Origin of the sequence: Falsiruegeria mediterranea M17 (assembly GCF_900302455.1) — a bacterium.
GTDB lineage: Bacteria > Pseudomonadota > Alphaproteobacteria > Rhodobacterales > Rhodobacteraceae > Falsiruegeria > Falsiruegeria mediterranea.
Window position 1 is genome coordinate 290,187 of sequence record NZ_ONZG01000002.1, and the last position, 25,314, is coordinate 315,500.

A 25,314-nucleotide genomic window follows, 5' to 3' on the forward strand; every position below is an offset into this window, starting at 1 on the left:
GGCGTGGCACCGGGAGCGGTTACAGGATGTCCGGTGTCAGATAGATCAACGTCGGCCCATCGGCTGTGAACGCCGCCTGAACCGCCGCCTGCATCTCGGCAAGATCCTTGGGCGCTGCGGAATGCGCGCCAAAGGCCTCGGCCAGTTTGCAGAAATCCGGATTGCGCGCGATCACCGCATTTGGCGCAATCTGGGCCCGCGTCATACTGTCTTCGATCTCTTTGAGCTTGCCGTTGTCCCACAAGATGATTGGCAGCGGCAGGCCCAGCTCCACCGCAACGCCCAACTCGGGCAACGTGTAATGGAGGCCATAGTCCCCGATGATCACCGCCGTCGGTTGCCCGCGCCGCGCCACGGCCCCGCCAATGCCCGCTGGCAGGGCATAGCCCAGGGTGCCGAAACCATACGGGTGATGCCAATGATAGGGGCGATGCATTTCCCAGACCTCTTTCGCCACATAGGCAAATTGGGTCATGTCGGAAAAGATCATCGTGTCCGTTGGCATCGCATCACGCAGCGCATCTGCCACCGGGATGATGCCGGGACGCTCGGCTTCTGTTTCGGCGTGCCACCGCGTGCGGGTTGCGGAGACTTCTTCGGCGCTCCAACCCGTTTTGGGTGTTGCCGCCTCGGTTGCCTCCCACAGGGCATAGGCAAAACTTTCCGCGTCCATCTGAAGCTTGATGGCTGCGCGCTGAGGATCGGCCAGAACGCTGGGGTCGATGTCGACCCGAACCAGGTTCGCGGTATGTCCCAAATCCGCGCGCCACAGATCGACCTCGGCCAGTTCAGTCCCAATGGCCACAACAAGATCAGCAGAGGCAATCACATCCGCACTGCCGGGACGCGCAAGCCCTGCCCCGTAATCCAGCGCATAGCCCGCCCCCACCATACCGCGCCCGGCATAGGTGGTCAGACAAGCCGCCCCGATCTGCGTCAGAACTTGCCGCCAGAGGTTGGATTTGGCACCGCCGCCCAGAATGAACAGTGGCCGCTGCGCAATGTTCAGCAGAGACAGCACCGACCCGATATCCGGCTCTTTGGCCTTGAGTGTCAGGGCCGACTGGTTCGGGAACGGCGCAGGCTCGGCGTCAGCTTCAAGCTGTGCAATCGGCACCTGTATGTGCTTGGGTCGCGGGCGCTGTGTTTCGAATTCTTCAAACGCGCGTTCGATCAGGCCATAAGCCGCCTGCGCGGTATGAGCCGTATGAGACCAATCACAGACGGTCGCCGCCGCGCCCTCCTGGTCCTTCATTTGGTGTAGCTGGCCCTTACGGGCCGCCGTTTCATCCAGGCAGGACGACAACACGAGCATCGACACGGAATCCGAGTATGCCTGCCCCATCGGCGTCATGATGTTGCACAACCCCGGTCCGGTGATGACATAGGCCACACCAGGCTTGCCACTGGCCCGGGCATAGCCATCAGCCATGAACCCTGCCCCCTGCTCGTGGCGCGCCAGAACATGGGTGATCCCGGCCTCTTCGATGCCGCGATACATCTCCTGGTTATGCACTCCCGGGATACCAAAGATCACGTCCACGCCGCGGTCTTTCAACATGTGGGAAATCTGCGCACCCAACGGTCTTTTCATCATGCTCTCCAAAATTGCACGGTGAGGATGGCGTATACCGCCAACAGTTCCAGCCGCCCGATCAGCATCGCGGCGACCAATATCCATTTCGACGTGTCGTTGAGACCACCGAAATTACCGGCCGGACCAATCTCTTGCCCCAGTCCAGGTCCAATGTTGGCCAAGGCCGCCGCCGCGCCCGAGACAGATGTTGTCAGGTCCAAGCCCGTCAGCCCCAGCATCCAGGCCACCGCCCCCATCGTGACGATGAAAAAGACAAAGAAGCTCATCACCGAACTCAGAACATCCGGCCCCACAGGGCGCCCGGCATAGCGGGGGGTGAATATCCCATGCGGTGAGCGGATGCGCTGCAACTGCGCCTTGATCGACGCAAAAAGCAGCTGGTATCGGAATATCTTGATCGAGCAGGCGGTTGAGCCCGCACAGCCCCCGATCAGCCCAACAAAGAACAACAGCGTCACCGGAAACCCGCCCCAGGTCATGTAGTCCTCGCTGGCGTAACCTGTACCAGTCATCAGCGAGACAGTGTTGAACAACGTCTTGCGCACGGCTGGTTCGCCGGTGGCGCCGGTATAAGCCAAGTTCCAAACGGTCAGGACCAGCACCAGAACCAGCGCCGTGGCCAGGAAGGCGCGGATCTGGGTATCCTCGAACAGCGGGCGTGCGCTCCCGGCGGTGATCTGCACAAACCGCACAAAGGGCAGAGCCGCCAGCAACATGAAGATCACGGCTACATATTCTGAAGCACCCGAAAATGCCCCGAAAGAGGCGTCATAATTGGCAAATCCGCCCGTCGCCACGGTGGTCATCGCATGGACCGAGGCGTCAAAGGCGCTCATTCCCGCTGCCGCATAGGCCAGCGCGCAGGTCATCGTCAACGTGATGTAGATCACCGAAATCCGCGACGAAATCTCGGTCGCGCGCGGCAGGATCTTGCCAAAGGTGTCAAACCCTTCCGAGCGGAAGATCTGCATACCGCCAACGCGCAGCTCGGGCAGGAAAACCATCGCCACAACGATGATGCCGATCCCGCCCAGCCATTGCAGCAACCCACGCCACAGCAGCAGCCCGCGTGGCAATTGGTCCAGGCCAGAAATGACGGTCGATCCTGTCGTCGTCAGGCCCGACATCGATTCGAAAAAGGCGTCGACAAACCGCAGCTCGGTCTCACCGAACATGAACGGCAGCGCGCCAAAAATCGGCAGCGCCACCCAAACCCCGGTGGTGAGCAGGAAGGTCTGCTGAATGGTCAGCCCCTCGCGCAAACCGTTCGAGCAGCTGAGCGCGATCAAACCGCCCACAAGGACGGTGATCACACTGCTTTGCAGAAATACGTGCCACTCGCCCCGCCCTTCGACGAGGTCGGCCAGCATCGGCAGCATCATGGTCGCACCCAGAATGGCAACCAAGAGTCCGATCACATATCCAACGGGGCGCATATCCAACATGACGCGCAGGGTTGGCTTGCGCGCCATGGACTGTCAAGCCGAAGGCGACGCCTTAGTCGTCAGATTGCGACTTGGCCTGCGGCATGCTGGGCGGGCGTGACGGGGCACGGCGCGCGCGCGTCGAGGTGGTGGATGCTGTCTCAACCGTCTTTACGGCCGGTGTCGCGGCTTTCGCTACGGTGGCCGGGGCCGTGGGCTTCGTGGGTTTGGTGGTCGCTTTGATCGTGGCCGTTTTGGCCACCGGCGCGGCCTTGGCCGGTTTGGCCGTCGCCGCGTTTGTGCGTTCAGCCGGTTTACGTTTGGGTGCGGCAGCCTTCGCCGGAGTTGGCTTGGGGGCCTGAACCTTGGCTGCCGTGCGCGCCGCCGCAGGTTTCGCAGCCGGTTTTGCTTGTGGCACCGGGGTCTGCGAGGCCGGAACGGTTGACACAGGCGTCAGCGTTGCCAGGCGTGACATCGCCTGAAACAGCTCGATCTGTTTGGTCAGGGCATAGCCTGCCATGCGGATGGCTGCCGTTTGTGCATGAATTGGATAGAGAAATGGGGTCATGTTCGGGGGTCCCAAGTCAGAATGAAAAGATCAACGAAAGCAGTCGCCAACGGCGCACCCTGCCCTGCAAGGGGATCAAGATAGGTCTTGTTTGGGTCTCGCATGACGGCCCCGTTCATCTGACCGCAAGGAGCGTGTTCCCCGCGCAGGTGATGCTTTCAGTCTCAATATAAGAGGTCTTTTCGCGTTTGCAGCAAAATTTATGCCGCAACTGCAAAATAGCGGCAGATTTCTGCTTGAGCTCCCGTTTTTTGGGCAAATGTCCGAGCATACGGATCGACCTCAGCCCATTGCCCCATGATCCGGAACCAGATGAGGGGTCAAAACCGCCAGCCGCAAACGCAACTGCGCCGCGCATCAGCGCGGCGCCCGGCCCAACGGGAGTAGGTGTCCCGCAAGGGACATCGACGACGGGCGGGAGTGCCCCGCCTCCAATCAGACGATGGTTCGAGATTAGCCTTCAGCCGACGTGGAACAGCGTGTTGAACAGTTTGGGGTCCAGACTGTCGGCCGCAAAGGTCGGCCCCTCGGTCAGAACCGACACCGCATCATGGCTGTGCAGGCTTTCTTGGTGGCTTGCGATGATCCGAAAATCGCCAACGTGATGGTCCGCCAGCAGCTCGGCACAGAACGATCGCGCAGCGTCTTCGACAAAGATCGGGTTGGCCGCATTCAATTCGGCAAAGGCCTGCTCGTCTTCGCGCTTGACCATGACCTGCGTCTCGGTCGGCACTGCCCGGCGGCATAGCGCGATCAGGTCCTCGAACCACAAACAGTCAGCATCACAATCCACAACCACCGAAACCCGCGCGACCGAGCGTTGCGAGTGTGGCGTTGCCAGCTGGCCCCGACTCATTCGCGCATGCTCGCTCAGTTCCAGCGAACAGGGACACGTCGACGAGTAAACATAGTCCAGGTGCATGATCTTCTGACGCACGCCGTTCTGTTCCACCAACTCCAGCGCGATGTCGTAGTATTGATATCCAGACAGGCCTGAGCGCAGGCTTTCAACCTTCACCGGATAGGAAAACCGCATCTGAATACGGGCATCAAAGCTTTCCAGATCGCTTTTGTAGTCATCCAGCGCCGCCTCGATCACCTCGAATGAAAACGTCCGTTCCGCGTGTTTGTAAAACGAGCGCATGATCCGGGACATGTTGATGCCCTTCTTCTCGGCCTCAAGGCTCACGGTGCCGGTGACCGAGGTTTCCAGGGTGAGATCCTCGCCTTCCTTGCGGTGAAACCGGATCGGCAGGCGAAAGTTGGAAATCCCCACATGCTGAATCTGCTGCTTAGCCCCACGGATCAGGCTCGAAGGGCCGTTTTGGAGGTCGGGCAGCGCGGCTTTGTAATCAGCGTCGACTGTGAAATCAGCCGGGTATTCCCGCGACAACGTCGGATAGTCCTCGGGCACCAGGCCAGGAACCAGCCGGGCCACGCTGGGATCGAGCTGTGAAATTTCCGCCTCACTCGCAGTTTTCGCCCAGGCGCGCAAAACATCGAGCGCCGCAGCAGCGTCTTCGCGGTCAGGGGTCTCGTTCAGGTCACGAGTATGAAAGTTCATCTGCGCAGTTCCTTTGCATGGTCCCACCCATCTAAGGGCGGTCACGGGCCATTTGAACATCTAGCCCATTTTCGCGTCATTTAGCAGTCCAAACAAAAAAGCAACGTGGAATTTTCGTCGTTTTTCATCAGAAAGCGTCAGTAGAGGGACAAATAGGTAACCTTTCGGAAAATTTAATGACCGTTCACTAATTTTTCTTCCACTTACGTTTTGTCACCCCTTATCAAGCGCCTTTTGAAAATCCATCAACCGTCGCGACTTTGCTTTGTAGTGTGCATGAATCATTACGTAGGGACGCGGCATCTGGATCGTTCGCGGATCACATTTTCTGACACGCCCGGATTCCAGGGCCTCTGCCACCACGGTTTCCGGCAACAAAGCAGCCCCGATCCCAGAGGCACAAAGCGCCAGCGCCTCGGGCACCGACGCCGCTGCTATGGGCGCTACGTCCGATGGAGATGCGCCATATCGCTCACCCCATTGCCGCCACCCTGGCACCGACAGGATGCGGCTGCCCCAATTCACGTCAATCCGTCGAAAATCCTCAAGCCTGCCCTCACCGGCAACAACCGGCACCAATTGGTCCGTGAAAACGGCGCGGCTGGCATAGTCCGGCAGTTCCCCGCCATAGCTCAACCGCACATCAATGCCATGCAATTCCAAATCCAGATCTTCAACCTCTGACCGCAATTCCAGGCGCATATCGGGGCGCAGCTGCGCAAATGCCGACAACCGTTGCGGCAACCAAAGCTGTGCCAAAGCGGGCGTTGCACTGATCACGAAGGGGCGGCTTTGATCCCTTTGGGTCAAGACATCCGTAAAGCGCGCGATCTCGGCCAGGGCCGAGGCGGCGTTCTGGTAATAATCGCGCCCGGCATCCGTGATCCGCAGCTGGTTGGCCTTGCGCACAAAGAGCTGTAGGTTCAGCCAGTCTTCCAGATTGCGCACCTGCAGGCTGACGGCTGCAGCGGTCACGCCCAGCTCGGCCCCCGCAGCAGAAAAACTGCCCGTCCGGGCGGCACATTCGAAAGCTCGCAAAGCGTTCAGCGGTGGTAGATTCATGTTAGCCTCAAGTTTTCCTTATGCTCACCAAGATTTTTCATAGTGGTCAAGCCCCACCTGGACCGGGCAGGGTTTCGTCAGCCCGCAGCCAATGAGGTTTCCCATGCGCGACATTCTCGATCTTGACCGCTTTCCCCTCGACCGCCCCCACACGCCGGAATGGCAAGCTCTCGTTGACCGCTGCAAGGCCGACCTCGATGCCGAGGGCATGTTCAATCTGGACGGGCTGATGCTGCCGGACGTTGCAGCCCGAGCGGTTGACGCGATGTCCGCCCCCTTTGCGACTGACGCGTTCCTGCACGAGCGGATGCACAACATCTATTTCAAACCCATCGATGGGCTGGAAGAAGATCACCCTGCCCTGCGCCAATTCCAAACCTCGAACCGGACGCTGTGCGCCGATCGGATCACAGGCTCGCCCCTGCTGCGCCTTTACGAATGGCCCGAATTCGCAACCTTCTTGGCGGCCACGATGGAAATGCCCGAACTGCACGTGATGGAGGACCCGCTGGCCCGGGTAAATGTCATGTCGTATCAGGAAGGTCAGGCATTGAACTGGCATTTTGACCGGTCCGAGTTTACCACCACCCTGCTGCTGCAAGCCCCCGATCAAGGCGGCGGGTTCGAATACCGCACCGATTTGCGCAGTGAGGGCGATCCCAACTATGACGGAGTGGCCAGGCTGCTGAATGGCGAGGACCCGGACGCGAAGGTCATAACCCTCAGCCCTGGCACGTTGAATGTCTTCAAGGGCAAGAACACCGCCCATCGGGTAACCCCAGTATCGGGCAACAAGGAGCGCGTGATTTCGGTCTTTTCCTTCTACGAGAAGCCGGGCGTGCAATTCTCGGACGCCGAGCGCATTGGTTTTTATGGGCGCGCATCATGAACGCACCGTTCAAGGATGATCGCAAACTGGCTTACCTGAATTCGGAAGGCGCCGACAAACCGCTCAAGAGCCCGGTTCGCCAAGAGGTGCTGGACCGCGCCCGCGCCTATCGCCTGTCGCGGTTCCGCGCGCTGATGGATGCACATGATGTGGCAGGGTTGTTGCTCTATGATCCGGTCAACATCCGCTATGCGTTTGACAGCTCCAACATGGGCGTCTGGACCAGCCACAACCCGATCCGCTACGCGATGATCCTGAATGGCGGGCCGGGGATCATGTTCGAATTCAAAGGCTGCGAGCATCTGAACGACGGTTTGCCCGGCATTGACGAGTTGCGCAATTCCATTGGCTGGATGTTCATGGCCGCGGGCGACCGCGCAGATGAGAGGCTGAACCTTTGGGCCGATGAGATCGCCGCCGAATTGCGCACGCACGGTGGTGGCAACATGCGGCTTGCGGTGGACCGGATGGAGCCGGAAGGCGTCGCAGCGCTCACCGCGCGCGGCGTGCAGATCATTGAGGGCGGCCAGATCACCGAGATCGCCCGCTCGATCAAATCCGCTGACGAGATTGAACTGATGCGCTGGACCATCCGCGTCTGTGAGGCAGGCATGGCCCGCATCTATCAGCACTCGGACCCTGGTGTAACCGAGCGCGAGTTGTGGGCCCATCTGCACTTCGAGAACGCGCGCTCAGGTGGCGAGTGGCTGGAGACAAAGCTGCTCACGTGTGGGCCGAACACCAATCCCTGGTACAAGGAATGCTCGGACAGGGAATGTCAGTTGGGCGAGATGATCAGTTTCGACACGGACATGATCGGCCCCTATGGCTATTGCGCAGACCTGAGCCGATCGTGGACCTGCGGCGATGCCGAAATGACTGACACGCAAAAGCGGCTGTATTCAGCAGCGCGCTCTCAGATCGAGCACAACATGGCACTGATACAACCGGGGCTGAGCTTTGCCGAGTTCAACACCAAAAGCTGGCAGATCCCGGAAGGCTATCAACCCTACCGTTATTCGCTGGCCGCACACGGCGTGGGCATGGCGGATGAATGGCCCGTGGTCCTGCTCCACCCCGATTTCGAGGCCAGCCATGGCGGCGTTTTCGAGGTTGGTCAGGTGATCTGTGTCGAAAGCTTGATCGGAGAGAAGGGTTCAGAAAGCGTCAAGCTGGAAACACAAGTACTGATAACAAACGACGGGCCGGAGAGGCTGGACAGTTTCCCTTGGGAGATGTGAGGCCGAAAACATTGGGGTCGCTAGGGATGCTGCGGCATTTAATGGAAGTACCCGAGTGCCTTTGTCGTACGTCCCTGAAGAGAAACTAGTTGGCGCCACCTTTGACTTCATACTTCAGGCCCTTAGCCGTGCCGTTCGCAAAACCATGCCAATAGGTGTGGTCTTCCTTCGGGGTGCCGTCGTCATTCATGGACCACACGCCGACATTGGACTCTGTAACCAAATCAAGATAAGCGCCTTTTTCCGATTCACCTTTCAAATGACTGTCCATCCAAGCGGTGACAAAATGCTGCGCAATGTTGTTCATGCGCGCAGTGTCCCAAACCTGATCAGAATAGTGCTCTGAAATGTTGAACCCCTTGTCTTCGCTGAAGTAGTAGCTTTCTTTTGGGGCTGGAATTGGTGCTGCAGTGTTGTGACCACCGTTCACATATGTCAGCAAAGCATGGGACATGTCCGAGGCCTGCTCCCAGATCGCGCGCACACCATTTTCATACAGCGACGTTTCATCCTGCGAGCCTGCGATAAACATCATCGGGATCTGGATACCTGCTAAGCCTTCGGCATTCCAGAAGCCGGTATTCATTCCCCACGGACCTATTGCTATGGCTGTTTTCACGCGAGCATCCGGCAATGATCTGTGTGTTTCGCTGCCCGCCAGATGGATGCCAAGCGTGCCATGTGGCGCACCCCAGGGATAGGCAACAGATGCTTCTGTTACGCCACCACCAGCCGTGATGATCGCCCCATACCCCCCCATGGAATAACCAATGATCCCGGTTCTATTCGCATCATAAAGCCCGGCAAAGACTCCACCTTCATCAGCCATACCAGCCATTTCATTGAGAACAAAAAGCTGATCAAGCGAGCGGTTCACCAGCGTAGATCCAAACGCGGCTTGTGTTCGGTACGTGCTATCCGTGTGGTCAATCGAAGCCACCACATAGCCTTTGGATGCCAAGTTTTCTGCCAGATGCGACATCAAAAACCGGTTGCCGGGATACCCATGGCTGATCAAGACAAGTGGATATCCCTGACCTGCGGGCGCCGCATCCCGTATGGCTCGGCCGACCAGTGTTACCTCTGTGATGCCATCGCGCAGGAAAGCGTTGAAACCAGTATCTCCTGTCGCGCCAGCCTCGGCAGGATACCACATTTCGACTGTCAGAGGTCGATCATAAGTGGGGAGTTCGGCTGGTTTGTCTGCGGCCGGGTCAATTGCCAGGATGTCAATCTGATCGGGATTAACCAGCTCGAATTGACGCACACCCACGGTCAATTCGCCATATGCGGCCAATTCAGGTGCGTTCGGCAATTGAGTATCAATCCGGTTTTCAGCCATCAGAGCGCTCCCTGCAATTGCGGTCACAAGAGCAAACGGCAACGTCCTGGAAATATTACGTGTCAAAACCATTATCCTCCACAGAAAGCCCCAGCCTAACGAAAGAATCTCGCCGCTCAAGTAACATCGGAAAATTCGGGCAAGTTATTCGGGCTTTAGTATTTCGTTCATTTCGACTGGAGCGCTGGCCTGCCGTGTGACCGTTGGAAGAGCTACTCCGTATCGACGTTGTTAGAATGCCGCGCTCCAATGCCACTGCACGAGGTGTTTTGGTCCGCAGCCCGCCTTCAGTAGCAAGGAGTGGCCGCATCGATGATGTCTTTTCAATCATGATCAGTATGAGCCAAATGCTGCCATCCCGGACTTTTCCACGTCCGGTCTGCGCAATCTGTGCTACACTTCAGCAGAGGTAGATCAAGCAGGAGATGTGTCAGTGTTGTCGCATTCACGTCGTCTCGCCATTGCAGCAATGATCCTGATCCCGATGGCGGGTAGTCTTTCCACACAAGCGTCCGCGCAAAGTTCGGAGATTCCGAACTGGCTGCGCAAACATATGGGCACCGGCGAGGGGCAGATCGCCCCCGTGGTCCTGACTCGCGCACGGGCGCTATACTACGAAAAGCTACGGCAGGGAGAGGTGAGCAACCCCTGCTATCTGGCCAAGGACGCCACCCGCCCCAGCACGGTCAATGGTCGGCCCGGGCGGCGGTTCTATGTGATCTGCGAAGGCAATCGGACGTTCCGCTCGGTGTCCTCGGGCTATGGCAACGGGCGCAAACTGCAAAAAGCGAATTTCTCCAACGGGCGCCAATGCGCCAGAAACTTCAGCAACGCCGAAGGCTCCAAGCTGACGATGGGCGGGAACTATGTGACGGCGGAATCGCGGACATCATTCAAGGGCTATTACTCCCAGTCCGGCCAGCGGAAACCGTTCTATCGCACCTTCCTGCTGTTTGATGGTGAGGGCGAGACGTCAAATGCCCGCGAACGCGCGATTGGCGGGCATCCAGCGGTGTTTCTGAAATGGCAGTGTCGGCTCAAGAACCCGCGAAGTCCGCATGCCGACAAGGACGGCTATGTCCCCTATGGCCGGTTGGTGAATTACACGGGCGGGCGCAGCAACGGGTGTACGACCTGGTCGCCAGCGGAATCACGCGACATCCTGGAGTTGACGGAAGGCAACCCGACGACACTGTATATCTATCCCGAAGGCAAGGACATCAACGCCGTGGCCAAAGCCGTGCAGAGGGGCAGATCTGTGTCCGGTGCCGGACTGTACTGGAACGCGGCCTGCCTTAAAACCATCGGCATGCCGAAATTCTGGCCGAAACGTACCCTGCAACCCGTCATTAACCAATGGCGCCAATCGCTGCCCAAGCGTCCCCCGCTGGAGTTGCCGATCTGCAATTGATTGGACCGTCGATGAAAGGGAAAGGGACGGCTCCCGCCCGTCGTTCGTGCATCAAAGATGCCCTCCTCCCGTTGGGCCGGGCCTCGCTGCGCTCGGCGGTTACGCCAAGAAGAGACCCCGCGGCCTTAACTGGTACGTGGTCGCGCTTGTTGTGAAAGACGCCACAAGCGCCCGCGCCGGGCATCGCCCGGCGCTACGCCCAAGGCCGTTCGCCGAGCTGACGAAGTCAGATTGGCGCGGGCGCGGGAGCCCCCCGAGATCAGCGACCTTACCTTGCTATGCTGTCCAACGCCTGCTTGACATCTGCCAGCAGGTCATCAGCGTCTTCGAGGCCAACCGAAAAGCGGATCAGACCGGCGGTGATACCAAGCTCATCGCGCTGCTCTTCGCTCAGGCGTTGATGCGTCGTGGTCGCCGGGTGGGTCACGATGGACTTTGCGTCGCCCAAATTGTTCGAGATCACCGGGATGGTCAGCGCATTGAGAAACGCAAAGGCCGCCTCTTTGCCGCCTTTGATATCCAGCGACAGAACCGTGCCACCCTTGCCGCCCAACTGGCGCTGCACCAGGTCGCTTTGCGCATGGGTCGCCAGCCCGGGATATAGGGTACGCTCCAGCACCGAATGCCCTTCGAGCGCCTCGGCGATCTTCTGTGCAGTCGCCGCCTGGGCATTCACGCGCAGCGCCATGGTTTCGATCCCCTTGAGCATGACCCAGGCATTGAACGGGCTGAGCGCCCCGCCGGTGTGCTTGAGATAGGGCTCGACCGTGCCGCGAATAAACTCTTTGGTGCCGATGATCACCCCGCCCAGCGCACGGCCCTGACCGTCGATGTGCTTGGTCGCCGAATAAACCACGACATCAGCCCCCTGCTCAATCGCACATGAGAAGACAGGGGTGGAAAAGACGTTGTCGACGATCACGGTTGCGCCAACCGCATGGGCCAGTTTCGCAACGGCTTCGATATCGATTACCTCAAGCGTGGGGTTCGACATGGATTCGAAGAACACCGCTTTGGTGTCCGGGCGGATGGCTGCTTTCCACTCTACGAGGTTGGTGCCGTCGACAAAGGTCACCTCGACGCCATAGCGGGCCAAGATGTTTTCCAGAATGTAAAGACAGGACCCAAAGAGCGCCTTCGCCGAAACCACATGATCGCCCGCCTTGAGCATCGAGGTCAGCGCCCCGTTGACAGCCGCCATGCCCGAGGCCGTGGCAAAGGCGTCTTCGCCCCCTTCCAGCGCCGCAATGCGCTGTTCGAACATGGACACAGTGGGGTTGCCGTAGCGGGCATAGATGAATTCATCCTCGCCGCATTCGATGAACCGTGCCTCGGCGGCCTCGGCGTTTTCATACACAAACCCCTGGGTCAGAAAAATCGCTTCGCTGACTTCGTTGTACTGGCTGCGGCGTGTGCCGCCGTGAACGGCCTGGGTGCGTTTGTTCCAGTTGTCGCTCATGTCTTCGTTCCTTTCCATGCTTCCCGGCGGAAAGCCCAAAATAAAAAAACCCCTGCGCGGTCAAGCGAAAGGGGGCTTTCATCCTGACCTTTTAGCGGTGTTGTTTAGCGTGGCCCGCAATCCGGTATCAAATCACCACGTGGTAAGGTTGATGTCTAAGGTAACTCATTGACTTGAGAAAGAATTCGCCCACTACCAGCCAATCGCTTGCCTCACACAACCGACCTATTTTAGTCTCGCGTTTCCAAACGTCTTCCTTGGTCTGTATGCCCTTTGGACGGCAGCTCACGGGCAGCGTTCCATCGGACATACAATCTCGCGAACACGTTCAGAAGGTCGCAGTTTGTATAAGGCTTAGATCATTGCAAAACGCAAGGGGGAAGTGTTCGTCCAATCCAGACAATTTCCGGGACGAACCAACGAACCGATTTGCAGCGCAGCCCGCTAAAAGCAACAGGAACGCCCATGAAATCTGGGCTTCATCGGTACACAGAATCCGCCCCGGAAACGAGAATTTCGCATACTTCCATAACCATGGAATGACCTGATCACCCCCACTTGAATGGGAGCGATCACATGCACGTCCACCAGGTTCGCGACAAAGGATCCCTGGCAATGGCTTCGAACCCGATCTTTGTCCGCGCGCCCCTTGAGACCCTCGCTAGACGATAGAGAACTCCCAGATGTTCGATGTTGTATCGTCGAACACAAAATACTGAACGTTTATCAGGCTGTCCGTGCCATCAAGACCATCCACAGTCACTTCGGTCGAAGAGGTTCTGGTAATCGTATAATCCGCGCGGTCGCCAGAGAAGATCGCGAAGTCCGATCCTGCGCCACCGTTGATCGTGTCATTCCCAGCACCGCCCTTCATCCGGTCGTTGCCACCATACCCGAATATGAAGTCATCCCCGGCGAGGCCATTCAACTGGTTGACCAAGTTGTTTCCGGTGAGGCTGTCATCGTGATTTGATCCGATGAAATTCTCGATCGAGAAATACAGATCTCGCGCGGCATCACCTCGCGTGCCGTATCCGGCCTGCTCTCCGTCAATGATCGGGCCGTTCCGGATCGAGGCACTCACACCCGACGTCGATTGGAAATAGGACACGGTGTCGATACCAGCGCCCCCGAAGTAACGCTCGCGTCCACCGGCAGATCCCACGAAGAAGTCATAGCCGCCCAAGCCCCTGAAATCATTTTCGTTTCCGTCACCAAAGAAGATATCTTGATAAGATGACCCGGTAATGCGCTCAATGCTTATAAAGGTTTGGCCTGCGGCGAGGTTGGTGTTGTTCGAGGGGTCATTTAGATCCACACGCACGCCATTGAAGTCAATTGAGCTGATATTGAAGATGTCCGTGGTCACGGGCCTTGCGTTGCCGCCCCATCCTGTGAAGCTGACCATGTCCTTGCCGTTGCCGCCCTCAAGGGTGTCATTGCCTTCGGTTGCCAGGAACCAGTCATAGTCGCCCTGACCCCGCAGATGGTTGTCGTTTGCATCGCCCTTCATGACGTCGGCGAAAATTGTGCCTGTGGCTCTTTCGATGTTGGTCAACGTATTGACGTCACCATTGAACAGGCTGGCACGACCGGCACTCAGGTCGAGGTCCAGCATGAAGTCCAGGTTGGTTCTGCCCGGCACCTCTGGCTGGCTCAGGAAATCGACCATGTCGTTGCCATCGCCGCCATCAATTGTATCATTGCCCTCGCCCGGTCTGATCCAGTCATTTCCGGCAAAGCCGTTGAACTGTTCGGCAGCGGAAGTGCCTTCGAGCAGATTGGAGCCACTGGTGCCGTCGAAGATCGGGACGATCAACGCCATGACCTCTGCATAGGTCATCGTTTGGCCCCTAAAGTCAAAGTTCTCGACATCGTTGAAAACGACATCGACACCATCGGCTGATGTAACTGTCAAAGAACTCGCGTCTCCGGCCACCGAAACACTGGTGCTCGATACCGAAAAGACCGCTGTGTCCGTGCCACTTTGACCTCTTAGCGTATCGTCGCCGCCGCCCCCTTCAAGCCGATCGTCTCCATCGCCACCATCGAGACTGTCGTTCCCTGCACCTCCCGACAACGAATCGAAGTCTGCTCCTCCAAACAGGCTGTCGTTCCCGTCGCCACCCGAAAGCGTATCATTGCCCTCTTCGCCAAAGAGCGTGTCATCATCATCTTCGCCAAGAAGCAGATCATTGCCCAGACCAGCGGTCAGACTGTCGTTGCCCCATTGGCCGTAAAGGCTGTCATCACCTGCGGCGCCCAACAACGTATCGTTGCCTTGTCCCCCAACAAGATTCTCAGAGAAGGCTTCGGTCCTGTGATCTGCAGCGCCCCGGAGGATGTCATCGCCGTTGCCGCCGTAAACTGCATCAGATCCTTCCTGACCATTGATCGTGTCGTTCCCATCGCCGCCGAATAGGGTGTTGTCACCGCTGTTCCCAAAGATCACATTGTCGCCGGAGTTGCCCCGTCCCGTCAGGTTGGCAGTCCCCAACAGTTCGAGATCTTCGACCGAAGAGTACTGCACATCGCTCAAATTGATGTTGAAGGTCGCGGCCACCCGGTCATTGTCACCCTGGTTTCCCGATTCCTGAATGACGTCTCCGGCCTCGCTGAGGAAATACAGGTCATTGCCGGCTCCACCGATCAGCGTATCCGCACCAAGCCCCCCATCAAGGCGATCATCGCCATCCCCACCTTCAAGCCTGTCATCTGCATCACCGGCCAACAGAGTATCATTGCCACCCAAGCCACGCAGTGTTTTGGCCAGGTTTGTGTTTGTGGACCGATCTCCGAAGATAAAGTTGCCCAGGTCATTGCCGGTTGCTGTGTGCGCGTTGATACCGCTTAGAACAATGTGTTCCACATGCTGGCTCAGCGTGTAAGTCTCGCTGCGTTGCGAGACAGTGTCCGTGCCTTCACCGGCCTGCTCGACGATAACATCCCCCGCATCGTCGACGGTGTATTGGTCATCTCCGAGCCCGCCAAACATCTGATCAACTCCGGAACCACCGTCCAGGAAGTCGTTTCCGGCTTCACCAAACAGCGTGTCGTTGCCTTCCGCGCCGTACAGAACGTCCCTGTCGGCACCGCCGCGCAGAATATCGTTTCCATCACCGCCATCTAAAATGTCCACGCCACCATCACCAAGCAGCGAGTCTGCGCCATCAGCCCCCAGCAAGCTGTCATTCCCTTCGCCGCCGGCAATCGTGTCATCGCCGTCGCGCCCAAGCAGGGTATCGTTGCCCGGCGTACCCACGATCGTATTCGCCGTATCATCTGCTGACGACACGAACTGCCCCCGGATCTCACCTCCGGGATTTGTCGTAGTATGAATATTGAAATACAGCGGCATATCGGTGCCGGGCATCGTGGTGCCCAGCGCCGTCGCAAAGGGGTCAATCCCTTCGCTGCTGTCCCAGATACCGGACATTGTCCAGGATCCATCCGCGTTCAATGTGGCCGCCAGATCGTTGTCGTTCAGGAAATTGAACGCAACGCCGCCGTTTGTGCCGCGCGCGCCAGTGTGGATATGGGCGGCGGTCACATCATCTGCAGTGTCCGCGGTCTCGCGAGTGTTGAAACCCGGCAACCTGGAGCCAAAATCCAGGCCCGAGACCGTCAAGCTGTACGTCAGATTCCCCGAGGTGGGGTCGAAAATCCCGTAGCCCGTACCCGTTGCCGAACTTCCTGTCCCGGCGCCACCATTGGCTTGCGCACCATTCAGTGCAAACTGATAAACCCGTTCCACCGGCGGCGGCACCATCGCCATGACCTGCGCATAGCTTAGCGTTTGATCAGCGAACTCTACGCTTTCGACGTCATCCATGATGGTGTCCACACCACGAGAGGACGTCACGATCACCGAGTTTGTCCCCAATGCAACCGTTGCGTCAGTGCTGGCGACAGCAATTGTTGCCGTATCCGTACCATCGCCGCCAATCAGAAGATCGTCCCCGTGTCCCCCGCTCAAGGAGTCATCACCAGCGCCGCCATCAAGTGTGTCATCGCCAGCTTGCGCAACAATCGTATCGTTGCCACCGAGACCCGAAATCCGGTTGGCCCCGAAATTCCCGCTCATAGAGTTGTTGCCCGCGTTTCCCGTTCCGTCGATGTCCTTGACGTCGGTTACACTGAAGGTGTCACCCTGAAGACTGAGGCCTTCAACGTGATCCCCCAAGGTGTACGTAATCGCCGAAAAGACATGGTCGTCATTTGATCCACTGGCATCTTCAACGACTGTATCACCCGCGGAGTCCACGTAATACCAATCAGCATCGGCACCGCCGGCCATGGTGTCATCTCCGGGGCCACCATTTAGAGTGTCTTGGCCCGCACCACCGGTCAGCGAGTCATTCCCTTCGCCACCGCTTATCGTGTCATTGCCGTCACGCCCAAGCAGGGTATCGTTGCCCGGCGTACCCACGATCGTATTCGCAGTATCATCTGCTGACGACACGAACTGCCCCCGGATCTCACCTCCGGGATTTGTCGTAGTATGAATATTGAAATACAGCGGCATATCGGTGCCGGGCATCGTGGTGCCCAGCGCCGTCGCAAAGGGGTCAATCCCTTCGCTGCTGTCCCAGATACCGGACATTGTCCAGGATCCATCCGCGTTCAATGTGGCCGCCAGATCGTTGTCGTTCAGGAAATTGAACGCAACGCCGCCGTTTGTGCCGCGCGCGCCAGTGTGGATATGGGCGGCGGTCACATCATCCGTAGTGTCCGTGGTCTCGCGATTGTTGAACCCCGGCAGCCTGGAACCAAAGTCCAAGCCCGAGACCGTCAAGCTGTACGTCAGATTTCCCGTGGTAGGGTCGAAGATCCCGTAGCCCGTACCCGTTGCCGAACTTCCTGTCCCGGCGCCACCATTGGCCTGCGCACCATTCAGTGCAAACTGATAAACCCGTTCCACCGGCGGCGGCACCATCGCCACGAGTTGCGCATAACTTAGTGCTTGATCGTTGAACTGAACACTTTCGACGTCATCCATGATCGTATCCACGCCACGAGCGGACGTCACAATCACCGAGTTTGTCCCCATTGCCACGGTCGCGTCAGTGCTGACGACAGCAATTGATGCGATATCCGTGCCATCGCCGCCAATCAGAAGGTTGTCCCCAATTCCCACAAACAAAGAATCATCACCATCGCCACCATCAAGCGTGTCGTCACCCGCTAGCCCCGCAATCGAATCGTTGCCACCGAGACCTGAAAGCCGGTTGGCCCCATAATTCCCCTGCAAAAAGTTGTTGCCCGCGTTGCCCGTTCCATCAATATCGGAGACGTCGAATCCACTTGGGGTATCCCGCCAAAGCCTGAGGTTTTCAACGTGGTCCCCCAAGGTGTACGTAATCGCCGAAACGACACGGTCGCTATTTGATCCACTGGCATCTTCAACGACCGTATCGCCCGCGGAGCCCACGTAATAAGAATCGTCACCGGCCCCTCCGGCCATGGTGTCGTCACCGGCGCCCCCGTCCAGAGTGTCGCCATCTGCTCCGCCTGTCAGAGAGTCGTTGCCATCACCGCCCGAAAGCGAGTCTTCCCCGGCGTCGCCACTGATCGTGTCATTGCCCCCGAGACCAAACAGCGTGTCATCGCCCGTGGTACCGTTTACGGTGTTGGCGTTTTCATCCGACATCCCAAGGATTTGCCCGCGGATCTCTCCGCCTCCGTTGCCCGCCGTGTGGAAATTGAAATACAGGCCGGTATCACTGCCCGGGGTCGAATTGCCAAAGATCGTGGAATATGTCGGATCGATCGACGGCGTGTCCGTCGTGTCCCAGATGCCGCTGATCGTTCGCGAGCCATCCGCATTGTGTGTCTGTGTAAGGTCGCCATCGTTGAGGAAGGCAAACGCCACACCGCCGCTTGCGCCGGTCGCGCCCTGATGGATGTGGGCGGTCGTGACGTCGTCGCTCGTATCTGCTGTTTCCGCTACGCCGCTGTCAAAGAGGTTTCCAAAATCCAGTTGACTGATGCGAACAGTGTAAGAAAACGTATCATTTACAGTGTCGTAGATCCCGTACCCAATACCATTGGCCGTTGTTGTAACCGGCGTCGTAACTTGGGATCCATCAAGTGAGATTTGAAAAGCAATGGACATTGGCAGCTCCAGCTATGTCGCGTGTTTAGCTGCAAAAATCTCCCTCACCTTTCAGAACATTGCCTTGGCGAGGGTCATACAGAAAAATTGACGCGAGGAAACATTCAAAAAATTGTGCCTCATTCCTATAACATAAAACCCGATTTACAAAATAAAACTTGCCGACAGCCCGTCAGGCGGGGGCCGGGCTTCAACTTGCAGAGCCCTCCGAATACAGTTTCGTATAACGGCGACGGGATTTGGGGTGCTCAAGTGCCTCGCATTCTCTTTTGCATCACGCATCAGATCGATGCGTCCAGCCCGACATCAAGAAACAATAGGCCCGCTGGATACGTCCGCGCCTGGCAACAGACCGCATCAAGTCTGCAACACTCGCGCGCCAACGTTCCAGGCAACACAGACCGTCACGGAGCTGTAACCGGGGCTTCATCCAACCGTCATAGCGTCATGCCAAGGAGCCCGTAAACATCTGGATTGGGGCAGCTGGATGACGATACTTCGGATCAACGCGCAAGGAACGCAACCAACAATACATGACAGTCCGCAGTCGGTTGAGAGTGTGATCCGGCAAACGCGCGACTTACCCGGGCCAGTTGTCATCATGACCCATGGGTATTCCTATCGCACCCATGACCCTGTCGACTGCCCTCATGATCTGGTGCTTTCAATGGCCCCCAAGGCGCGCCCCAAGCGGGTCAAGAGTTGGCCGCGTGCGCTTGGCCTTGACCGTCCGGACCGCCTGTCCATCGCATTCGGTTGGGATGCGCATGGTACCCTTTGGGCGGCTCGGCGGCGCGCTTTGCAGGCGGGCCAGGCGCTGGCCCGTGTCATTTGTTGCCTGAAACAAGTGAACCCCAATCGTCCGGTTCACTTCATCGGCCATTCTCTTGGAATTGAAGTGGCGCTGGAGGCCTTGCATCACTTGGAACCCGGACAACTCGCGCGGATCATTTCCCTGACCGGCGCCGCTTACCGGATGCGTACGCTCGATGCGCTGTCTACACGAGCCGGCAAGTCGGCAGAGTTCATAAACGTGACCGCGCGGGAAAATGATCTTTTCGATTTCCTGTTCGAGCGGGTCATCGCGCCCTCGGCCCCAAGCGACTGTGCCATCGGCCAAGGCATTGCCGCCCCAAACGCAGTCACGCTTCAGTTGGATTGCAGCCACAGCCTGAATGCTCTTGCCGCGCTCGGTGTGCCGATCGAGGCCCCGAACCGGCGTATCTGCCATTGGTCCAGCTATATGCGCCCCGGTGTATTCAACCTCTATGACCGTCTGCTGTGCTCCGACAGGCCACTGTCGCTTGCCGCCTTGCAGGACGCCCTGCCCGACCAGACAGCGGCGCGTTGGTCACGTTTGTTTGCACTGCCCCGGTATGACTTTCCCTTGCCGTTTGCGCAGAATACCCCATGATCCGCTTCTGAACATTGCGCCAGAGGTGCGCGCCAGAGGGGGACAGGCATGCCGAAACCAATCGACCTTTATTATTGGCCGACACCCAACGGGTGGAAGGTGTCCATCGCGCTGGAAGAGATGGGGCTGCCCTATAACCTTCACCTGATCAACATCGGCAAGGGCGATCAGTTCGATCCTGAATTTTTGAAGATCGCCCCCAACAACCGAATGCCTGCCATCACCGATCCCGATGGACCGGGTGACGCACCGGTCTCGCTTTTCGAAAGCGGGGCGATCCTGATGTATCTGGCGCGCAAGACCGGGCGGTTCTATGGCGAAACCGAGCGGGACCGCTTGACGGTCGAACAATGGCTCATGTGGCAGATGGGCGGCGTTGGCCCGATGGCGGGACAGGCGCATCACTTTCTGAAATATGCGCCCAACATGGACCCGCCGCAGGATCTGCCCTATCCCAAGGACCGCTATCGCGCCGAGGTTGCGCGTCTCTATGGTGTGCTGGATCGGCGTCTGGCCGACAATGAATTTGTGGCCGGCGGGTTCTACTCGATCGCGGATATGGCAATCTGGCCCTGGGCTTGCCTGTGGGAGGGACAGCAGCAGACGCTGGACGACAAGCCACATTTCGCACGCTGGCTGGAACAGGTTGGCAGCCGTCCCGGGGTGCAGGCGGGTCAGTCGCTCAAGATCGAGCTGCGCGGCGATCACCGCAGCAAACAGGCGCAGGATACCCTGTTCAAACGGAAATAGTGCTGCGCGGAACCTCTGTCAGCGCTCAGATGTCTTCCTGCTGGACTTTGTCCGGTTCAAGATCTGCCTCGACGCCGTCAAGCTGAACAGCGACCAGCCCCATCTTGCGAGCAGCGGCGAGGCTCAGGATGCCGGAATCCAGGCCTTCGGGCTTTTGGTACCGGCGTACGGCAGCCCGTGTGCGCGCGTCCATCTCGCCATTGATTGGCCCGCGATACAGATAGCGCGCAGCCAGGGCGCGTTGAACTGACGAGACAAACTCGGGCGTCATCTCGTGTGCGCAGGGCGTCTGGAACCAGGTTTCCTGGCGCGGGCGGACAATCTGCTGCTGGGTTTCGGTCTTGAAGATGGCAGGCTGTTGCACGGTGCCATCGGCCAGGACTTCGGCCGGTTGCAGCATCACCTGATTGGTGACGGTTTCGATGATGGCAGGCGTCACGTCCTTGCCCCAACAGGTGTTGGGCGCAGCACCCGGAGGGGCCTCGGCGTTGAAGCGTGTGACCTCAGGCTCGTTCAAGGCCCCCAGATCGGGCACGGCCGAGGCGCAGGCGCCAAGACCGATCAGCGCAAGCGCGCTCAGGGTGATACGAAACTGGGTCATGCTCGGGCCTCTGTGGGCGTTTGGCGTGATCTTATCGCAAAATCACACCTCGCGCAAAGGGAGACATCAGGGCGCACCTTGCGGGGCCAGCAAATGATCCAGCATGGGCGAGATATCCTCGATCTCTTCGGCAATCACATGGGTCACGGAATGGGCCCGCTGCATCCGGCCCGTAACCCGCAAGAGCCGCCCGGCAATGACTGCACGGCGGAAACGTTCATAGATCTTGCGCCAGACCACGATGTTGACCACCCCGGTCTCATCCTCGAGCGTGAGAAAGATCACCCCCTTGGCGGTTCCGGGCCTTTGCCGCAGGATCACCAGCCCCGCCACCGTGATCCGCGCGCCCTCTGGCGGTTCCTCCAGCCGGGCGGCCACCAGACAGGCCGGCGGGCGGGGCCAGCCGCCTGTACCAGTGGTTTGGTGAATCGGTGTCACGAACATCACGGCCCTGCCCTGTTTTGAGGTAACAATTACAAGAACAAAGATAGAACATACGCTACGAAAGTCCAGACGCGTCCCCCGGGGTCGCAAATGACACTGGCATCGCCCATGTCCCTTGTCTAAGGAGTTTGCGGAACATCGCAAAGGAAGACGTGAGCAATGGCAAAGATCACTTACATCGAGCACGGTGGCAAAGAGCATACCGTCAATGTCGCCAACGGCCTGACCGTGATGGAAGGCGCACGGGACAACAACATTCCCGGCATCGAGGCAGACTGTGGCGGCGCCTGCGCCTGTTCGACCTGCCACGTCTATGTGCACCCCGACTGGGTTGAGAAACTGCCTGCCAAGGATGACATGGAAGAGGACATGCTGGACTTTGCGTTCGAGCCCGACGCCGACCGCTCGCGCCTGACCTGCCAGGTCAAGGTGACCGATGCCCTGGACGGCCTGATCGTGCAAATGCCCGAGAAACAGATCTGATGCTGCGGGGGGCGCCGCGCCACCCGTCGCGCCCCTGGCCCGCGCCCATCCGCGGCGCGGTGATGGCTTTGTGTCTGTGGCCAATGTCGCAAGCAGCCACGTCACAAACCACACAACCAGCAGTCACCGCCGAATATGACGAGCCGACCCGGCGCTATCCTCATGGTGTGTTGGGAGACGACGTGGAATACGGCGCATTGGTGATCCGGTCAGCCGGTCAGACCATCACTGTGCGCCTCCCCCAGGACCGAGTGTTTGAGGACCTTGCCCCCCGGCTTGCCGATCTGGACGGCGACGACGTGCCCGAAATCGTCACCATCGAAAGCCAGGCGCAAACCGGTGCGCAACTGGCTGTTTATGATCTGACCGGCCAAAAGATCGCCTCCACCCCCCATATCGGCACCCGCAACCGTTGGCTGGCCCCGGCTGGCATCGGCGACTTGGACGGCGACGGGTTTGTAGAGATCGCCTATGTCGACCGCCCACACCTGGCCAAAACACTGCGCATCTGGCGGTACAGGGACGGCACATTGACCGAGATTGCCACCCTCCCCGGCCTGACCAACCACCGGATTGGCGAGGACTTTATCTCGGGCGGGCTGCGCGCGTGTGGGGACACACCAGAGCTGATCCTCGCCTCGGGCAATTGGCGGCGTATCATTTCCGTCCGCTATGACGGCCAAGGCTGGACCCAAAGCGACCTCGGACCTTTCAACGGGCGCCAAAGCCTGGACGTTGCACGCAACTGTTAATCCTGGACGCAACCGCGCCGCGCATCAGCGCGGCGCCCGGCCCAACCTGAGGCGGCGCCGCCAGGCGTCAACGATGGGCGGGAGCATCTCGCCCCTCCAGCCACTCCCAAGGTTCGCTGAACAGGACAGACTTGTCGTTCAAAGAGGTTACTGGGTGACCTGCACTTCCAGATATCGAAAGTTCTGCGGTACAACTTCGCCACCATAGGAAAAGCACTCAAGAGTAACTTCGTCCTTTTCAACAAATGCGACAAATCCGGTCAGCAAATCACCGACGGTTCCCGAGATGATTGGATGGTTTAGAACGCGTCGATCCAGAACCAAACTGTTGTGCCGCACAGTTAACAGGTACCCGCTCCCGCAGAAGTCCAGAGATACCAATTCACCTTCCTTGCTCAATTGTATGATCTGGCGTTCTGAAAGCACCCCTTCACCAAGACGCACGAGAACATCAATCTCAAAATCCTCGAAAGTACTCATCTAGTACGGTCTGCAAAGCGGATGCTCACCGATAGACAGACCGATGGCCAAATACCAATTTGGGCTCATTCTTGACACTTGAAGGTAGATTAAACACCCACTTCACATTGGACGCGCCTGGGCTTCCCAAAATCAAAAAAGGCCCCTCACGGGACCTTCTCCAGTCAATGTTCAAAGCCAAACTTGGCTCACAGCGCGCGCCAGCCGATGTCGCGGCGATAGAACCCACCGGGCCAGTCGATGGCCTCGACCATCTCATAGGCTCGATCCCGTGCCTCTTGCAGCGAAGCCCCCCGCGCCGTCACGTTCAGAACGCGCCCGCCCGAGGCCAGCACTGCGCCGCTCTCGGCTTTGGTGCCCGCATGGAACACCATGTTCGAGCTGTCCTCGGGCAGCGCCTCCAACCCCTTGATCTCGGTACCCTTCTCATAGGAACCCGGATAGCCCTTGGCCGCCATCACCACGGTGATTGCGTGATCGTCGGCCCAGTTCACCTGCGCCTCGCCCAAGCGCCCCTGCGCCGCGGCATGCATCAGGTCCATCACCTGTGCCCCCAAACGCATCATCAGCACCTGGCATTCGGGATCGCCAAAGCGCACGTTGTATTCCACCAGACGCGGCTGGCCGTCCTTGATCATCAGCCCAACATACAGCACGCCCTGAAACGGCATGCCGCGCTCGGCCATCTCGGCCATGGTCGGGCGCACGATCTGATCCATCGCGAGCGCCTCGATCTTGTCACTCAGCACCGGGGCCGGAGAATAGGCCCCCATGCCGCCGGTGTTCAGACCTGTGTCGCCTTCGCCCACGCGCTTGTGGTCTTGCGCGGTGCCGATAGACAGGATGTCCTCGCCATCGCAGAGCACGAACAGCGAGGCCTCTTCGCCTTCCATGAACTCTTCGATCACCACTTCAGCACCCGCTCCGCCAAAGGCACCGCCGAACATGTCGTCGATGGCATCCAGCGCGGTCTGCTCGTCCATTGCCACGATCACACCCTTGCCTGCGGCCAGACCGTCAGCCTTGACCACGATCGGCGCGCCTTGGTCGCGGATATAGGCCTTGGCGGCGTCGGCCTCGGTGAAATGCCCATAGCCTGCCGTCGGCGCATTGGCCGCATCGCAGATTTCCTTGGTGAAGCTCTTGGATGCCTCAAGCTGGGCCGCGGCCGCCGAAGGGCCAAAGACCAGAATGCCCGCCTCGCGCAGGCGATCCGCAACACCGGCTGCCAGCGGCGCCTCAGGGCCGACAATGACAAAATCAATCGCGTTCTCTTCGGCAAAGCTGACCACCACGCCGCCACTTTCGATGTCGATGGTCGCGCAATCGGCGATCTGCGCGATACCTGCGTTGCCCGGCGCCACGATCAGCTTGTCGCATTTGGGGTTCTGCAGCACAGCCCAGGCCAGGGCATGCTCACGCCCACCACTGCCGAGAATGAGGATGTTCATGAGGGGTCTCCAACGCAAGAATGTCCCGCGCGGTCTAGCCCTCCAAGGCCCGCCCCGCAAGAGGAGCGCGGCCATTCACCACGCCCATCGTTCAGATGTTCTGAAAATCTCCGTGTCGTCCCGCGCCCGAGTTGAACCGCTCAGCCCCTGCCGTGCCCTCTTCCTCGATGGCACCCTGGCCGTGCGCCCATTCATGTTCCAAGGCTTCGTGCACCGGCATGCCCCACGTCGCAATGATCGGGCGCGGTCCGCGCCCTCGGGCACGAC

General features: G+C 58.8%; 20 protein-coding genes and 1 riboswitch. Of the genes, 7 read left to right on the forward strand and 13 right to left on the reverse strand.

Going from position 1 to position 25,314, the window contains the following annotated elements:
• Positions 1–19 precede the first annotated feature (19 nt).
• The 5 genes from TRM7615_RS04700 to TRM7615_RS04720 all read right to left on the reverse strand — a co-directional run bounded on the left by TRM7615_RS04700 (position 20) and on the right by TRM7615_RS04720 (position 6,215).
• A complete protein-coding gene (locus tag TRM7615_RS04700) occupies positions 20–1,594 on the reverse strand; it encodes a thiamine pyrophosphate-binding protein (protein ID WP_108785746.1) in 1,575 nt (524 codons plus the stop codon).
• A complete protein-coding gene (locus TRM7615_RS04705; protein ID WP_108785997.1) occupies positions 1,594–3,042 on the reverse strand; it encodes a TrkH family potassium uptake protein in 1,449 nt (482 codons plus the stop codon). Before TRM7615_RS04705 ends, TRM7615_RS04700 begins: the two co-directional genes overlap by 1 nt.
• A 52-nt stretch (positions 3,043–3,094) precedes the next feature.
• On the reverse strand, positions 3,095–3,589 hold the full coding sequence (locus TRM7615_RS04710) for a hypothetical protein (RefSeq protein WP_108785747.1): 495 nt from the start codon (positions 3,587–3,589) through the stop codon (positions 3,095–3,097).
• A gap of 460 nt (positions 3,590–4,049) precedes the next feature.
• A complete protein-coding gene (folE2, locus tag TRM7615_RS04715; protein WP_108785748.1) occupies positions 4,050–5,153 on the reverse strand; it encodes a GTP cyclohydrolase FolE2 in 1,104 nt (367 codons plus the stop codon).
• Between the two features lie 213 nt (positions 5,154–5,366).
• Positions 5,367–6,215 carry a LysR substrate-binding domain-containing protein gene (locus TRM7615_RS04720; protein ID WP_108785749.1) on the reverse strand — a complete coding sequence of 283 codons (849 nt, stop codon included), beginning with the start codon at positions 6,213–6,215 and terminating at the stop codon, positions 5,367–5,369.
• A gap of 103 nt (positions 6,216–6,318) precedes the next feature.
• Between TRM7615_RS04720 and TRM7615_RS04725 the strand changes: the two genes are divergently transcribed.
• Positions 6,319–7,104, forward strand: a complete 786-nt coding sequence (locus TRM7615_RS04725) for a HalD/BesD family halogenase (RefSeq protein ID WP_108785750.1) — start codon at positions 6,319–6,321, stop codon at positions 7,102–7,104.
• Positions 7,101–8,345 carry a M24 family metallopeptidase gene (locus tag TRM7615_RS04730; RefSeq protein WP_108785751.1) on the forward strand — a complete coding sequence of 415 codons (1,245 nt, stop codon included), beginning with the start codon at positions 7,101–7,103 and terminating at the stop codon, positions 8,343–8,345. Before TRM7615_RS04725 ends, TRM7615_RS04730 begins: the two co-directional genes overlap by 4 nt.
• A gap of 85 nt (positions 8,346–8,430) precedes the next feature.
• Here the strand turns inward: TRM7615_RS04730 and TRM7615_RS04735 are convergent, their stop codons facing one another.
• Positions 8,431–9,687, reverse strand: a complete 1,257-nt coding sequence (locus tag TRM7615_RS04735) for an alpha/beta hydrolase family protein (protein ID WP_207775219.1) — start codon at positions 9,685–9,687, stop codon at positions 8,431–8,433.
• Between the two features lie 436 nt (positions 9,688–10,123).
• On the opposite strand from TRM7615_RS04735, the gene TRM7615_RS04740 reads away from it, so the two are divergent.
• Complete coding sequence (locus tag TRM7615_RS04740) at positions 10,124–11,098, forward strand: hypothetical protein (RefSeq protein ID WP_108785998.1); 975 nt, start codon at positions 10,124–10,126, stop codon at positions 11,096–11,098.
• 268 nt (positions 11,099–11,366) lie between these two features.
• On the opposite strand, the gene metZ is transcribed toward TRM7615_RS04740, so the two are convergent.
• Positions 11,367–12,557 carry an O-succinylhomoserine sulfhydrylase gene (gene metZ, locus TRM7615_RS04745; RefSeq protein ID WP_108785753.1) on the reverse strand — a complete coding sequence of 397 codons (1,191 nt, stop codon included), beginning with the start codon at positions 12,555–12,557 and terminating at the stop codon, positions 11,367–11,369.
• Positions 12,558–12,628: 71 nt separating this feature from the next.
• Positions 12,629–12,706, reverse strand: a riboswitch (SAM riboswitch).
• A gap of 512 nt (positions 12,707–13,218) precedes the next feature.
• Complete coding sequence (locus tag TRM7615_RS04750; RefSeq protein ID WP_108785754.1) at positions 13,219–18,672, reverse strand: CHRD domain-containing protein; 5,454 nt, start codon at positions 18,670–18,672, stop codon at positions 13,219–13,221.
• A gap of 487 nt (positions 18,673–19,159) precedes the next feature.
• Between TRM7615_RS04750 and TRM7615_RS04755 the strand changes: the two genes are divergently transcribed.
• Both TRM7615_RS04755 and TRM7615_RS04760 read left to right on the forward strand, forming a co-directional pair.
• Entirely contained in the window at positions 19,160–20,086 is a 927-nt protein-coding gene (locus tag TRM7615_RS04755; protein WP_108785755.1) for a DUF726 domain-containing protein, read from the forward strand.
• Between the two features lie 48 nt (positions 20,087–20,134).
• Positions 20,135–20,836: a glutathione S-transferase N-terminal domain-containing protein gene (locus tag TRM7615_RS04760; protein WP_108785756.1), complete on the forward strand. Its 702-nt coding sequence runs from the start codon at positions 20,135–20,137 to the stop codon at positions 20,834–20,836.
• A gap of 25 nt (positions 20,837–20,861) precedes the next feature.
• Here the strand turns inward: TRM7615_RS04760 and TRM7615_RS04765 are convergent, their stop codons facing one another.
• Both TRM7615_RS04765 and TRM7615_RS04770 read right to left on the reverse strand, forming a co-directional pair.
• Positions 20,862–21,437, reverse strand: coding sequence for a peptidoglycan-binding domain-containing protein (locus TRM7615_RS04765; RefSeq protein ID WP_108785757.1), 576 nt, complete (start codon positions 21,435–21,437; stop codon positions 20,862–20,864).
• A 66-nt stretch (positions 21,438–21,503) separates the two neighbouring features.
• The gene (locus tag TRM7615_RS04770) at positions 21,504–21,881 is read right to left on the reverse strand and encodes an OB-fold nucleic acid binding domain-containing protein (RefSeq protein WP_108785758.1); all 378 of its coding nucleotides are present in this window, start codon (positions 21,879–21,881) and stop codon (positions 21,504–21,506) included.
• Between the two features lie 159 nt (positions 21,882–22,040).
• On the opposite strand from TRM7615_RS04770, the gene TRM7615_RS04775 reads away from it, so the two are divergent.
• Together TRM7615_RS04775 and TRM7615_RS04780 are read left to right on the forward strand one after the other, a co-directional pair.
• Positions 22,041–22,364, forward strand: coding sequence for a 2Fe-2S iron-sulfur cluster-binding protein (locus TRM7615_RS04775; protein ID WP_108785759.1), 324 nt, complete (start codon positions 22,041–22,043; stop codon positions 22,362–22,364).
• Positions 22,364–23,116 (forward strand): FG-GAP repeat domain-containing protein, encoded by a 753-nt coding sequence (locus TRM7615_RS04780; RefSeq protein WP_370739772.1) that lies wholly within the window; start codon positions 22,364–22,366, stop codon positions 23,114–23,116. The genes TRM7615_RS04775 and TRM7615_RS04780 overlap by 1 nt, the downstream gene beginning before the upstream one ends.
• A 147-nt stretch (positions 23,117–23,263) precedes the next feature.
• Here the strand turns inward: TRM7615_RS04780 and TRM7615_RS04785 are convergent, their stop codons facing one another.
• From TRM7615_RS04785 to TRM7615_RS26105, 3 genes are all read right to left on the reverse strand, one after another.
• Entirely contained in the window at positions 23,264–23,596 is a 333-nt protein-coding gene (locus TRM7615_RS04785; protein ID WP_108785760.1) for a hypothetical protein, read from the reverse strand.
• Positions 23,597–23,784: 188 nt separating this feature from the next.
• Positions 23,785–25,047: a phosphoribosylamine--glycine ligase gene (gene purD / locus TRM7615_RS04790; RefSeq protein WP_108785761.1), complete on the reverse strand. Its 1,263-nt coding sequence runs from the start codon at positions 25,045–25,047 to the stop codon at positions 23,785–23,787.
• Positions 25,048–25,138: 91 nt separating this feature from the next.
• The gene (locus TRM7615_RS26105; protein ID WP_268877543.1) at positions 25,139–25,267 is read right to left on the reverse strand and encodes a hypothetical protein; all 129 of its coding nucleotides are present in this window, start codon (positions 25,265–25,267) and stop codon (positions 25,139–25,141) included.
• Positions 25,268–25,314 lie beyond the last annotated feature (47 nt).

Bases quoted from the DNA above. Each gene is read 5' to 3' on its own strand.
- TRM7615_RS04700 (WP_108785746.1), bottom strand. From the start codon at position 1,594: ATGAAAAGACCGTTGGGTGCGCAGATTTCCCACATGTTGAAAGACCGC.
- TRM7615_RS04705 (WP_108785997.1), bottom strand. From the start codon at position 3,042: ATGTTGGATATGCGCCCCGTTGGATATGTGATCGGACTCTTGGTTGCC.
- TRM7615_RS04710 (WP_108785747.1), bottom strand. From the start codon at position 3,589: ATGACCCCATTTCTCTATCCAATTCATGCACAAACGGCAGCCATCCGC.
- folE2 (WP_108785748.1), bottom strand. From the start codon at position 5,153: ATGAACTTTCATACTCGTGACCTGAACGAGACCCCTGACCGCGAAGAC.
- TRM7615_RS04720 (WP_108785749.1), bottom strand. From the start codon at position 6,215: ATGAATCTACCACCGCTGAACGCTTTGCGAGCTTTCGAATGTGCCGCC.
- TRM7615_RS04725 (WP_108785750.1), top strand. From the start codon at position 6,319: ATGCGCGACATTCTCGATCTTGACCGCTTTCCCCTCGACCGCCCCCAC.
- TRM7615_RS04730 (WP_108785751.1), top strand. From the start codon at position 7,101: ATGAACGCACCGTTCAAGGATGATCGCAAACTGGCTTACCTGAATTCG.
- TRM7615_RS04735 (WP_207775219.1), bottom strand. From the start codon at position 9,687: ATGGCTGAAAACCGGATTGATACTCAATTGCCGAACGCACCTGAATTG.
- metZ (WP_108785753.1), bottom strand. From the start codon at position 12,557: ATGAGCGACAACTGGAACAAACGCACCCAGGCCGTTCACGGCGGCACA.
- TRM7615_RS04750 (WP_108785754.1), bottom strand. From the start codon at position 18,672: ATGTCCATTGCTTTTCAAATCTCACTTGATGGATCCCAAGTTACGACG.
- TRM7615_RS04755 (WP_108785755.1), top strand. From the start codon at position 19,160: ATGACGATACTTCGGATCAACGCGCAAGGAACGCAACCAACAATACAT.
- TRM7615_RS04760 (WP_108785756.1), top strand. From the start codon at position 20,135: ATGCCGAAACCAATCGACCTTTATTATTGGCCGACACCCAACGGGTGG.
- TRM7615_RS04765 (WP_108785757.1), bottom strand. From the start codon at position 21,437: ATGACCCAGTTTCGTATCACCCTGAGCGCGCTTGCGCTGATCGGTCTT.
- TRM7615_RS04770 (WP_108785758.1), bottom strand. From the start codon at position 21,881: ATGTTCGTGACACCGATTCACCAAACCACTGGTACAGGCGGCTGGCCC.
- TRM7615_RS04775 (WP_108785759.1), top strand. From the start codon at position 22,041: ATGGCAAAGATCACTTACATCGAGCACGGTGGCAAAGAGCATACCGTC.
- TRM7615_RS04780 (WP_370739772.1), top strand. From the start codon at position 22,364: ATGCTGCGGGGGGCGCCGCGCCACCCGTCGCGCCCCTGGCCCGCGCCC.
- TRM7615_RS04785 (WP_108785760.1), bottom strand. From the start codon at position 23,596: ATGAGTACTTTCGAGGATTTTGAGATTGATGTTCTCGTGCGTCTTGGT.
- purD (WP_108785761.1), bottom strand. From the start codon at position 25,047: ATGAACATCCTCATTCTCGGCAGTGGTGGGCGTGAGCATGCCCTGGCC.
- TRM7615_RS26105 (WP_268877543.1), bottom strand. From the start codon at position 25,267: ATGCCGGTGCACGAAGCCTTGGAACATGAATGGGCGCACGGCCAGGGT.